The sequence below is a fragment of the Sphingomonas sp. FW306-1B-B10E genome (assembly GCF_058782005.1).
Genome location: NZ_JBYSXG010000022.1, coordinates 53,312 through 65,319, shown reverse-complemented (window position 1 = coordinate 65,319; position 12,008 = coordinate 53,312). Strand labels below are relative to the sequence as shown.

Sequence of the window (12,008 nt, the reverse complement as noted above, 5' to 3'; positions counted from 1 at the left end):
ATAGGGTGTCGCCGGTGGAGAGCCCCCTCCACCAGCCTGCGGCTGGTCCCCCTCCCCGTGCCGGGGAGGATCGATGACCGCCGCCTTCGCCCGCGTTCCCGAATTGCTCGCGCAGCATCTGTTGCTCGCCTTCGCCGCATTGTTGCTCGGGCTCGTCGTCAGCCTGCCGCTCGCGGTGCTGTCCTCGCGGAGCAAGCCGGTGGCGCGCGTCGCGCTCGGCTTTGCCAGCCTGGTCCAGACGATCCCGAGCCTCGCCCTGCTCGCGCTCTTCTACCCGATCCTGCTCTGGCTCTCGGCGCTGGTCGGCGGCGGGATCCCCGCGCTCGGGTTCCTGCCGTCGTTGCTGGCGCTGTCGCTCTACGCGTTGCTGCCAATCCTGCGGAACGGCGTCACCGGGCTCGCCAATCTCGATCCGGCGGTGATCGAGGCGGCGGACGGGATGGGGATGACGCGCAACCAGCGATTGTGGCTGGTCGAGGCGCCGCTCGTCGCGCCGGTGCTGATGGCGGGGATCCGCACCGCCGCGGTGTGGACGATCGGCGCCGCGACCCTGTCGACCACGGTTGGCCAGCCGAGCCTCGGCGACCTGATCTTCGCCGGATTGCAGACGCAGAACTGGGCGCTGGTGCTTGCCGGCTGCGTCGCCGCCGCGGCGCTGGCGATCGGGGTCGACGCACTGCTCGGGCTGGCCGAGCTCGGCATCGCGCAGCGCAAGCGCGGGCTGGTCTGGGGCAGCCTCGTCGCGTTGCTCGCCCTCGCGGGAATCGCACTCGCGCCGGCATGGCCCGCGGCGCGCGGCACCGTGACGGTCGGCGCCAAGGGGTTCTCCGAGCAGTACATCCTCGCCCGGCTGATCGGGCACCGGCTCGAGGCGGCGGGATACGAGGTGCGCTACCGCGAGGGGCTGGGCTCGGCGGTGGCGTTCGGGGCGCTCGCGGCGAACGATGTCGACGTCTATGTCGATTATTCCGGGACGATCTGGACCAACCAGATGAAGCGCAGCGACGTGCCGCCGCGCGCGGCGATCGTCGACGGCGTCGCGCAATGGGCGAAGGCGACGCACGGCGTGACCCTGCTCGGATCCTTGGGGTTCGAGAATGCCTATGCCTTTGCGATGCGCGGCGACGATGCGAAGCGCCGCGGCATCGCCAGCCTCGACGATCTCGCGCGCCAGGCGGGCGAGCTGGATTTCGCCACCGATGTCGAATTCCTCGAGCGCTCCGAATGGGCGGCGGTGCGGCGCGCCTATGGGCTCAGCTTCAAATCGGCGCACCCGTATCAGCCGACCTTCATGTACCGCGCGCTGGCCAGCGGCGAGGCCGATGTCATCCCGGCCTTCTCGTCCGACGGCCGGATCGCCGCCGACAAGCTCACGGTACTGCGCGATCCCAAGGGCGCGATCCCCGGCTATGACGCGATCCTGCTGCTCGCGCCGCGCCGCGCCGGCGACGCGCGCTTTCAGGCGGCACTGCGCCCGCTGATCGGCGCGATTCCAGTGGAGAAGATGCGCGAGGCCAATTATCTCGTCGACCGCGACGCCGATAAGCGAAGCCCCGACCAGGCGGCCGCATGGCTGGCGCGTGGACTCGGGCGCTGAGTTTGCGGTATCGCTAACACAAAGCACGAACGGGGAGAGTGAAGATGCGGCCTGGGACGAAGCTGTTGCTTGCAACCACGATTTTCTGGGCCGCGCCGGCCTTGGCGCAGCAAGCGCCGACAGCGCTGTCTGGGACCACCGTCGCCGATCCTGCGAAATGGCCCAGGACCGCGAGCGAGGGGCTGGTCGATCCCGAGACCGAGAAGTTCGTCTCGGGACTGCTCGCCAAGATGACGCTCGAGCAGAAGGTCGGGCAGATGATCCAGGGCGATATCGGCAGCATCAAGCCAGAGGAATTGCGCAAATATCCGCTCGGCTCGATCCTCGCCGGGGGCAATTCGCCGCCGCTCTCGGGCAATGACCGCTCCGGTCAGGCCGATTGGGTCGCTACCGCGCGTGCCTTCCGCGCCGTCGCGATGGAGCCGCATCCGGGCGGCGTGACGATCCCGCTGATCTTCGGGGTCGACGCGGTCCACGGCAACAACAACGTCGTCGGCGCGACGCTCTTCCCGCACAATATCGGGCTCGGTGCGGCCAACGATCCCGCGCTGATGCGCCGCATCGGCGCGGCGACCGCCGAGGAGACCGCGGCAGCCGGTCCCGATTGGGCGTTCGGCCCGACGCTTGCGGTGCCGCAGGACGATCGCTGGGGGCGCAGCTACGAAGGCTATTCGGAGGATCCGGCGCTCGTGCGGTCCTATGCCGGCGAGATGGTCCGCGGACTGCAGGGCGAGCCCGGCACCACCGGGCGCATCCAGAAGGGCAAGGTCGCCGCTTCCGCCAAGCACTTCCTCGGCGACGGCGGCACCTTCAACGGCGTCGACCAGGGCGACACGCGGGTGAGCGAGGACGAACTGGTTGCGATCCACAGCGCCGGCTATCCCAAGGCGATCGAAGCCGGCACGCTCACCGTGATGGCATCGTTCAACAGCTGGAACGGCGCGCGCATGCACGGCAACAAGTCGCTGCTCACCGACGTGCTGAAGGGCCGGCTGGGCTTCCAGGGCTTCGTCGTCGGCGACTGGAACGGCCACGCCCAGATCCCCGGCTGCACCGCGACCGATTGCGCCGCGACGTTCAACGCCGGGCTCGACATGGCGATGGCGCCGGACAGCTGGAAGGGGCTGTTCGAGTCGACCGTGCGGCACGTAAAGGACGGCACGCTCCCGATGGCGCGGGTCGACGACGCGGTGCGCCGCATCCTGCGCGTCAAGGCAAAGCTCGGGCTGTTCGACCCCGCCCGCCCGATCGAGGGCAAGACCAATGTGCTGGGTAATGCCGAGCACCGCGCGATCGCGCGCCAGGCCGCGGCGGAGTCGCTGGTGCTGCTCAAGAACAATGGCGTGCTGCCGGTAAAGGCGAGCGCCCGAGTGCTGGTCACCGGCCCCGGCGCCGACTCGATGGGAATGCAGACCGGCGGCTGGACCTTGAGCTGGCAGGGCGACGGCAACGGCAACGAGCTGTTCCCCAATGGCGAGACGATCTTCTCGGGCGTCAAGAAGGCCGTCGAGGCCGCCGGCGGCACCGCGAGCTACTCGCCCGACGGCACCTTCACTGCGCAGCCCGACGTTGCGATCGTCGTGTTCGGCGAGCAGCCTTATGCCGAGATGCGCGGCGACCTGCGCACGCTCGAATTCCAGCCCGGCGACAAGCAGGCACTGGCGTTGCTCAAGAAGCTCAAGAATGCCGGCGTACCGGTGGTTTCGGTGTTCCTCTCCGGACGGCCGCTCTGGACCAACCCGGAGATCAACGCCTCGGACGCGTTCGTCGCGGCCTGGCTGCCGGGTAGCGAGGGCGGCGGTATCGCCGACGTGCTGGTCGGCGACGCGCAGGGCAAGCCGCGCATGGACTTCAAGGGACGTCTGTCGTTCAGCTGGCCCAAGACCGCGGGGCAGTTCGCCAACAACAAGGGCAAGCCCGGCTACGACCCGCTGTTCGCGCTCGGCTATGGCCTGAGCTACGCCAAAAGCGGGACCGTGCCCGCGCTGAGCGAGGAAGCCGGGCTCGACCCGTCGCTCGGCAATACCGGCACTTTCTTCGCCAAGGGCGTGACCCCCGCGCCCTTCTCCTTCGCGACCGACAGCCGGATAACGCGGCGGACCGTCGACGGCCCGCAGACGCAGGAAGGCGCGCAGCAGCTCGTCTGGCCGAACGGCCCGGCGACGCTGCGGATCGGCGGCGGTAGCGATCTCGACCTCACCCGCGAGGCCAATGGCGACCTGTCGCTGCAGATCAGCTACCGCGTCGATCGCGCACCCGCCGGCAAGGTCCGCCTGTCGATGGAAGGCGGCGCCAATAAGGGGACGATCGACGCGACCAGCCTGTTCGCCGGGCCGGCCGGCACCTGGAAGACCGCCAAGATCTTCCTCAAATGCTATCAGCAGAACGGCGTCGACCTGACCAAGGTCAGCGCGCCGGTGGTGCTCCAGGCATCGGGGCCGTTCGGGCTGAGCATCGCCGACATCCGGATCGTCTCCGACCCCAACGTCTCGACCTGCCCCGGCGCCAAACCGTGAGCGAAGCCGCCGCGATCCAGACGATCGCGATCGCCCGCCATGGCATCCGCGCCGAGCTGCTCACGCTCGGTGCGGCGCTGCACCGGCTCGACGTGCCGGATCGCGACGGCACGCCCGCCAATGTCGTGCTCGGCTATCGGGATCTCGCGGAGTATCGTGTGCATCCGCGCTTCTACGGCGTGATCGCGGGCCGCTACGCCAACCGCATCGGCGGCGCGCGGTTCAGCCTCGACGGCGTGGAATACCGGCTGCCGGCGAACAACGGCGCCAACAGCCTGCATTCGGGGCCGGGCGGCTTCGACGTGCAGGACTGGACGGTCGCGGCGCGCGATGCGCATTCAGTGACCTTCGCGCTGCAAAGCCCTGACGGCGATCACGGCTTTCCCGGCAACCTCCATGTCGAGGCGCATTATGCGATCGAGGCGCACGGGCTGACGCTCGCGCTGCGGGCCACCACCGACCGCGCGACGATCGTCAACCTGACCAACCACGCTTATTTCAACCTGGCCGGCGAGAGCAGTGGTGCGACCGTGCTCGATCATATCCTCCAGATCCCGGCGAGCCAGTTCACCCCGGTCGACGCCGGCCTGATCCCCATCGGCGAGCTGCGCCCGGTCGATGGCACGCCGTTCGATTTCCGCACCCCCAAGCCCGTCGGCCGAGACATCGCCGCGAACGATCCGCAGCTGGCGCTCGGCAAGGGCTATGATCACAATTTCGTCCTGGTCGGCGCGGCGGGGACGATCCGGCGCATCGCGACTCTGTTCGATCCCGCTTCGGGCCGGGTGATGGACGTACATTCGACCGAGCCGGGGGTGCAGCTCTATACCGGCAACCATCTCGCCGGCGGCGCACCCGGCACCGGCGGTGGCATCTACCCGATGCGCGGCGGCCTCTGCCTCGAACCGCAGAAATTCCCCGACAGCCCCAACAAGCCCAACTTTCCCTCGGCGCGGCTCGATCCGGGGCGGGAATATCGCCACGACATCGCCTTCCGGTTCCGCACGGCGAAGGATAGGGTCGAGGCGTTCGCCTAGGGGAGGACTCGCGATGTTCCTGATTGTCGCAGCGTTGCTGTCGACGCCGGTCGCGGTCCGTCAGCAAGTGCCCGACGACGATCAGGCGCACCGGTCCTGGCAGGTCCCGCCCGTTCCGCCGCCGCCGCCCGCTATTCTCTCGATCGAAGGCCAGCTGATCGCGAAATCCTGTCAGGGCCGGCGCGCCGCCGCGCGTAGTTGCACGACCTATGTGACCGCTGTCGCCGACCAATTGCTTCTCGACCACCGGATCTGTCCGGCCGGCGGCGGGCTGGACACCGAGTCGCTGGTCGACGCGGTCCGAAGCTATCTCAAGCGGCGGCCGGCAATGGCGGAAAGCCACGGGAGCGCGCTGGTACGCGCGGCGCTGCTGGAGCGCTTTCCCTGCCGGCACTGAAGCGCCGGCGCGCCGCCATCATGAATATCTCAAGGCCAAGCGGAGCCTAGCCACGGACGTCGCGTTGCAGCGGCATGAGCGATTCGATCGACGATCTACAGAAGCGCATGGAAGCCGCCGCCGAAGCAATGGATTTCGAGGAGGCGCGCCGGCTTCGCGATCGGATCAACCTGCTGCGCGGCGGGGCAACGCCCGACGCCGCGCGCGATGCGGACACGTCCGGCCTGACACGGCAGCAGCCGGGCGCGATGGGGTTGGGCACCAGCCAGCAACGCATGACGCCCCCGCCGGACTGGAAGAAGCCGAAAAAGCCGGACCCCATGACCACAGCCACCAATCGCCGGCGTGGGAAATAGGATTCGAAGGCGATCGCAGCGAATACGAAAAAGCGGAGCGCCGCCGGGTGCAGCGCTCCGCTTTTCTTCGAATAGCGACTGCCGGCGCTTAGAGCGTCGGCTTGCCGTCGACGCGGCGGGGAACGCTCGAATCGTCGCGCAACTCGGCGGGGAGCAGCGCGGCGGGCAGGTCCTGATAGGCTACCGGGCGCAGGAAGCGCTCGATCGCCAGCGTGCCGACCGAAGTGCTGCGCCCGTCCGAGGTCGACGGGAACGGCCCGCCATGGACCTGCGCATCGGTGACTTCGACGCCGGTCGGCCAGCCATTGGCGAGGATGCGCCCGGCAAGGTTCTCGAGCACCGGCAGCAGCGCGCGGGCGGCATCGGTGTCGCTCTCTTCGAGGTGCAGCGTCGCGGTGAGCTGGCCCTCGATCAGGGCGACGACCTGTTTGAGCTGCTCGACATCGGCGCAGCGCACCAGCAGCGAGGCGGCGCCGAACACTTCCTCGGCATGGCTCGGATCGGCGATGAAGTCGGCGCCGGTCATCATGAACAGCGCGCCGCGGCCCGAAGTCGGCCCTGCGGCTTCCTGTCCCTGTGCGACGAGCTTGAGCGCCGGCGCCGAAGCCCAGCGCGCGACGCCGCTCTCATAGGCCTTGTGGATGCCGGGCGTGAGCATGACCTGCGACGGCGCGCCGATCATCGCCTCGGTCGCCGAAGCGACGAAGGTGTCGAGATCGGGGCCTTCGAGCGCAAGGACGAGACCGGGATTGGTGCAGAATTGGCCCGCGCCCATCGTCAGCGACGCGACGAACGCCTTGCCGAGCGCTTCCGCCCGCGCGGCGAGGGCACCGGGGAGCAGGAACACCGGGTTGATGCTGCTCATCTCGGCATAGACCGGGATCGGCACCGGGCGGTTCTGGGCGAGCTTCATCAGCGCAGTGCCGCCGCCGCGCGACCCGGTGAAGCCGACCGCCTTGATCCGCGGATCGGTGACCAGCGCGGAGCCGACCGAATTGCCCGCGCCGTTGATCAGCGAGAACACGCCCTCGGGCATGCCGGTCTTGGCTGCGGCGCGGGTGATCGCGCCGGCGACCAGCTCCGAGGTGCCGGGATGCGCCGAATGACCCTTGACGATTACCGGGCAGCCGGCGGCGAGCGCCGCGGCGGTGTCACCGCCGGCGACCGAGAAAGCGAGCGGGAAGTTCGACGCGCCGAACACGGTGACGGGGCCGAGCGGCACCATGCGCAGCCGCAGATCGGGCTTGGGCGCGGGGGCGCGATCGGGAATGGCGTGGTCGATACGGGCGCGGAGATAGTCGCCGAGGCGGAGCTCCTTGGCGAACAGGCGGAGCTGGCCGGCGGTGCGTCCGCGCTCGCCGGTCAGGCGCGCCTGGGGCAGGCCGCTCTCCTGCATCGCGCGCTCGACCAGTTCGTCACCCAAGGCCTCGATCTCGTCGGCGATCGCTTCGAGGAACTTGGCGCGATCCTCGCGCGGCAGCGCCGAATAGATCGGGAAGGCGGCTTCGGCAGCGGCGCAGGCGGTCTCGACATCGTCGGTGGTGGCGACGCTGAAGCTCGGCTCGATCTCGGCGCCGGTGGCCGCGGCGATGGCCTTGAAGCCCGGTCCGTCGCGCGCGACGCGCTTCGATGCGACAAACAATTCCCCGGTCAGCGCCATGCGAACTCTCCGATGTGACAAAATTAAGTTAGCGGTAACAATGTATACCGGGCGATTTAAGCACGGCAGGGGCGTGGTGCAACCCGAAGCTCAGCAGCAAACCGCCACCGTCCCGGCGCCGGCGCCGGGATCGCGCGCCTCCATCGTATCGGTAAGGCCGCGCTCGACCAGCCGCGCCATCGCATCGTGCGCGCCCTCGGCGTCACGCGCCGCGATTGCCTCGTAGACGGCGAGGTGGACCGGCAGCGCGTCGTGCGGGGCGGGCAGCCGGTGCTGCTTGAACGCCGTGGTGATCGCGATCGCCGCGGCGACGCCGCTGGTCAGCGAGATGACGAAGTCGTTGGCCGATGCCTCGAGCAGCGCCGAGTGGAAATCCTGGTCGCAGTGCCGTCCCGCCTCGGTGGCGAAGCCGTGCTCGGCGACACCGTCGAGCCCCGCCTTCATCCGCGCGAGTTGCTCGGCGGTCCGCCGTGTTGCGGCGAGCCGCGCGGCATCGGGCTCGACGATGCGGCGCAGCTCGAACAGATTGGCGATCAGACCGGGATCGGGCTCGCCGGCGAAGATCCAGCCGAGCACGTCGGGATCGAGCAGATGCCATTCCTTGCGGGGCGAGACCTGGGTGCCGATCTTCGGCCGCGAATGGACCAGGCCCTTGGCGGCGAGGATGCGGATCGCCTCGCGATAAGCGGTGCGCGACACGTTGAACTGGCTGCTCGCGGCGATCTCGCCTTCGAGGATTGCGCCGGGCGCGAGCGCGCCCGAGACGATGCGGATGCCGAGCGTCCGTGCCACCGTGCCGTGCAGCCGCAGCGAACGCGGCCGCGGCGTGCGCCGGCGCACGCGCTGCGGTTTGGCATCGGGCTGCGGCTTGTTCTGGGCGGTGGCCATCGGCTCCTGACTGGCATGCGGCGGCCGAACGCGGCGAGGGGCGGCCAGCGCTGCTCTCTAGCTGCAATCGCCGTCCACATAAAGGCTGTCCGCCATCACTATGGGCGTTCTCAGGTCACGCCATGAACAGCCGTAGTAATAGTGAAAATCGTTGCTGCGAAAGAATGTTACAAAAAGCTTTCAAGGTTAAACTTCGCTGTTAACGTGCATGTTGCGAGTCGCCGGGATTGCCGAATCCCGTTTGGGGTTCGTCGGTCCCGATTTGGGGGCGACGGTGGCTCGCGCCGAGGGCAGTCGCTCCCAACAGGGGAGTTAAGGACTATGGCTTCGACACCGGCTCGCACGGCGCTTCGGCACGTGCTGCAAGGGACTGCCGCGCTCGGCGCAATCGCGCTGGCCAACACTGCGTTCGCCCAGGATCGTCCCAGCGGGGTCGAGAACACGCCCGGGATCGTCATCCGCAACGATCTCAATCCCAACACGCTGCCGCCGACCGGGGTCCTCGATCCGGTCGACATCACCGGCGTCGGCCAAGTCACCGTCGACGAGGGCGGCGGGTTCGTCGGCCTGTGCACCGGCACGCTGATCAATCCGCGCACCGTGATCTTCGCGGCGCACTGCGTCAACGAAGCCCCCGCCGCCAGCTATGGCAAGGCGACCGGCGGCACCGGGATCAGCGTCGGGTTCAAGATGGACAACCGGCCCGCGCTCCAGCAGTGGCTCGGCGCCGGCAACTATGCCACCAACACCGCCAATGCGCTCTACAATGTCGAGCAGGTCTGGTACGACCAGCGCTCGACCACGCCGACCGCGAACAGCTTCCTCGAGGGCGACGTCGCGCTGGCGACGCTCGACGCCCCGGCGACGGGCATTCCGACCTGGACGATGCTGTTCTCGCCGCTGACCGAAGAGACGCATGCGGTGATCACCGGCTACGGCAATCGCGGCACCAGTGCGACCGGCGAGGCGGGAATCGATTTCCGCCGCCGCGTCGCCGAGAACATGCTGTCGGTGCTCGGCTCGCTCAACGACCGCGACGAATGGCTGTTCGGCGAGACCGGGGTCAATCCGCAAAGCCTTTACATGACCGACTTCGACAGTCCGGCGGGCCAGGCGGCGTACAACCCCAATACGGGCAATTACGATTTCGACCTGTTCAACGGCAGCGCGCTCCCGCGTGAAGGCACCACCGGCGGCGGCGATTCGGGCGGCCCGCTGATCGTCGATCAGAAGTTCAACAAGTCGGTGGTGGTCGGCGTGCTCTCGGGCGGGTCGCGCTTCTTCACCAACCAGAAATTCTCGACCTACGGAACGCACAGCTTCTATCAGCCCTTGTTCCTGTTCTGGGACGCGATCGTCGCCAACAACAGCTACGTCTATGCCAGCGCCAAGGCAGGCGCGGGCGATTGGGACGATGCCAGCCATTGGGTCCAGGACATGGATCCGAACTATGCGATCACGGTCAACGGCCAGTTGGTCAACGGCCTGCCCGACACGCCGGCGCTCGGCGTCAGCGGCAACACGGTCAAGTTCGGTTCGATCTGCTTCCTCGACGATTGCACCAATCTCGCCAATGACGACGAAGCGACGCCGTTCCCGACCGGCAACGGCACGCCGATCTACATCGTCGGCGGCCCCGGCACGACCAACTTCGTGCCCAACAACGTCGTCGCCAACCCGACCCTGGGGGTGAAGGCGCGCTATTACGACGTCACCTTGGCGTCGAACGGCCTTACCAGCCTCGGCACCAACCGCACGATCGACCGGTTGACGGTGAACGGCGCACACATTCTCGACGTCCGCAACACCGGCCAGCTCAACGTCCTCACCGACTTCACGCAGTGGTCGGGCTGGACCAATGTCGACGGCCTGCTGCGCTCGCGCGAGGCGATGATCGCGACCGGGACGCTCAGCGGCACCGGCACGATCGACCCGACCTATCTGACCATCGGCGCCGCCACGGTGTCGCCGGGCGCGACGGCCGCGGGCACGCTGACGGTGCGCGGTGACCTGATCCTGTCGTCGGGAGCCAAGCTGGCGATCGATCTCGGCCAGTCGCAATGGGACCGGCTGATCGTCCAGGGCGACGCCCAGAACACCGGCATCGCCGCGCTGGGCGGCACCGTGGCGTTCACGCGCGGCGTGATGTCGAGCGCACCGCGCGACGGCCAGAGCTTCGTGTTCCTGACCGCGGCCGGCGGGGTCAACGGTACCTTCGGCAATGTGACGAGCACCAGCCTCGGCGTGCTGCAGCCGACGGTGACCTATCAGGCGAACTCGGTGACGGTGACGCTCAACGCCGGCTCGCTGGCGGCCTTCCTCGGCAAGGGCAGCGGCACCGCCGGCGTTTTCGCCAGCGCGCTCGATTCGCTGCGCGCGAAGCATTATGACAACCTCTACAACCTCTACGGCGCGGTCGACCTGATGGCGCCCGAGCAGATGGCGTCGACGCTGCGCGGGCTCAATCCGGCGATCATGGGCGAGTCGCGAGCGCTCCAGCAGCGCCAGTCGACGGTGATGCTCAACGCCGTCACCGACCGCCTGTCGATGCTCGGTACCGGCCGTGCCGCCGGCCAGCTCAGCATCGTCGGCACCCCCGACGCGCTGACCGGTCTCACCAGCGTCGATCGCGGCGAGACCGCGGCACGGTCGAGCACGGTCCGTGCGCTGCTGCCGAGCACCACGAGCATCGGCAACCTGCCGGAGACGGTGTCCGGCTTCATCTCGGGCGGCTTCGCCAATGGCGGGGCCGGCTATGGCGTGCGCGGCCAGATGAACGGCCAGCAGAGCTGGTATGTCGGCATGGGCCTCGAAATGGAGGTCGCCGATTACACCACGCTCGGCACCGCGGTCGGCTTCTCGGAAGGCACCAGCCGGCCGGGCGGCGGCGACGAGGCGGACAGCCGCGTGTCGCAGATCAGCGTCTACGGCTCGCACCGGCTCGGCGGCGGCGCCTATCTCGCCGGCGTCGGCACGGCCGAGCAGACGCGCACCGGGCTGCGCCGCGAGGCGAGCACGGGCGACGCCGCCTATCGGCTCGCCGGCAGCGCCAACATCAGCCGCTATGCCGCCCGCGCCGAAGCGGGCGTCAACCTCGACATGGGGCAGAAGCTGACGCTGACCCCGCGCGTGTCGCTCGGCTATTCGTCCTTCGCCTACACGCCGTTCCGCGAAGGCGGCGGCGAGCTGGCGCTGCAGGTCGACCGGATGAGCGCGTCGACCTTCGACGGGCGCGCCGGGCTGCAGTTCGGCGGATCGGCGAAGATGGGCAGCTGGACTCTGGTGCCGCAGATGACTGCGGACATGGTCCACACGCTCGCGGGCAATCGCGGGTCGATGCTGGTCCGCTTCGCCGCGGCGCCCGACGTCGCGATGCTGCTGCCGCTGATGAACGGCGACGCGACCTATGGCGAGGTTCGCGGCGGCTTCCGCCTGGTCAACGGTCCGGTCGCGTTCGGCGCAGGCGTGGAGCGGCGGATCGGGCATGCGCTCTACCGCGACGATCGCGCGGTGGTGGACGCCAGCTTCCGCTTCTGACCAGAGGCACGGGGCCGGGA

Annotated in this window: 8 protein-coding genes; 6 read left to right on the top strand and 2 right to left on the bottom strand. The window is 68.8% G+C overall.

Annotated elements, in window-relative coordinates; genetic code table 11:
• Positions 1 to 73: 73 nt before the first annotated feature.
• The 5 genes from AC3WJI_RS10735 (at position 74) to AC3WJI_RS10715 (ending at position 5,903) form a co-directional block, all read left to right on the top strand.
• Positions 74 to 1,597: an ABC transporter permease/substrate-binding protein gene (locus AC3WJI_RS10735; protein WP_492757256.1), complete on the top strand. Its 1,524-nt coding sequence runs from the start codon at positions 74 to 76 to the stop codon at positions 1,595 to 1,597.
• A gap of 44 nt (positions 1,598 to 1,641) precedes the next feature.
• Positions 1,642 to 4,113, top strand: a complete 2,472-nt coding sequence (locus AC3WJI_RS10730) for a glycoside hydrolase family 3 protein (RefSeq protein ID WP_492757258.1) — start codon at positions 1,642 to 1,644, stop codon at positions 4,111 to 4,113.
• Positions 4,110 to 5,150, top strand: a complete 1,041-nt coding sequence (locus AC3WJI_RS10725) for an aldose epimerase family protein (protein ID WP_492757255.1) — start codon at positions 4,110 to 4,112, stop codon at positions 5,148 to 5,150. Before AC3WJI_RS10730 ends, AC3WJI_RS10725 begins: the two co-directional genes overlap by 4 nt.
• A 13-nt stretch (positions 5,151 to 5,163) precedes the next feature.
• Entirely contained in the window at positions 5,164 to 5,547 is a 384-nt protein-coding gene (locus tag AC3WJI_RS10720; RefSeq protein WP_492757254.1) for a Rap1a/Tai family immunity protein, read from the top strand.
• A gap of 74 nt (positions 5,548 to 5,621) precedes the next feature.
• Positions 5,622 to 5,903, top strand: a complete 282-nt coding sequence (locus tag AC3WJI_RS10715; protein ID WP_492757253.1) for a UvrB/UvrC motif-containing protein — start codon at positions 5,622 to 5,624, stop codon at positions 5,901 to 5,903.
• Positions 5,904 to 5,991: 88 nt separating this feature from the next.
• On the opposite strand, the gene AC3WJI_RS10710 is transcribed toward AC3WJI_RS10715, so the two are convergent.
• Together AC3WJI_RS10710 and AC3WJI_RS10705 are read right to left on the bottom strand one after the other, a co-directional pair.
• Entirely contained in the window at positions 5,992 to 7,563 is a 1,572-nt protein-coding gene (locus AC3WJI_RS10710) for an aldehyde dehydrogenase (NADP(+)) (protein WP_492757252.1), read from the bottom strand.
• 90 nt (positions 7,564 to 7,653) lie between these two features.
• Positions 7,654 to 8,451 (bottom strand): FadR/GntR family transcriptional regulator, encoded by a 798-nt coding sequence (locus AC3WJI_RS10705; protein ID WP_492757251.1) that lies wholly within the window; start codon positions 8,449 to 8,451, stop codon positions 7,654 to 7,656.
• A 357-nt stretch (positions 8,452 to 8,808) separates the two neighbouring features.
• Between AC3WJI_RS10705 and AC3WJI_RS10700 the strand changes: the two genes are divergently transcribed.
• Positions 8,809 to 11,988 (top strand): autotransporter family protein, encoded by a 3,180-nt coding sequence (locus AC3WJI_RS10700; RefSeq protein ID WP_492757250.1) that lies wholly within the window; start codon positions 8,809 to 8,811, stop codon positions 11,986 to 11,988.
• The last annotated feature ends 20 nt before the right edge of the window (positions 11,989 to 12,008 follow it).

Bases quoted from the DNA above. Each gene is read 5' to 3' on its own strand.
- AC3WJI_RS10735 (WP_492757256.1), top strand. From the start codon at position 74: ATGACCGCCGCCTTCGCCCGCGTTCCCGAATTGCTCGCGCAGCATCTG.
- AC3WJI_RS10730 (WP_492757258.1), top strand. From the start codon at position 1,642: ATGCGGCCTGGGACGAAGCTGTTGCTTGCAACCACGATTTTCTGGGCC.
- AC3WJI_RS10720 (WP_492757254.1), top strand. From the start codon at position 5,164: ATGTTCCTGATTGTCGCAGCGTTGCTGTCGACGCCGGTCGCGGTCCGT.
- AC3WJI_RS10715 (WP_492757253.1), top strand. From the start codon at position 5,622: ATGAGCGATTCGATCGACGATCTACAGAAGCGCATGGAAGCCGCCGCC.
- AC3WJI_RS10710 (WP_492757252.1), bottom strand. From the start codon at position 7,563: ATGGCGCTGACCGGGGAATTGTTTGTCGCATCGAAGCGCGTCGCGCGC.
- AC3WJI_RS10705 (WP_492757251.1), bottom strand. From the start codon at position 8,451: ATGGCCACCGCCCAGAACAAGCCGCAGCCCGATGCCAAACCGCAGCGC.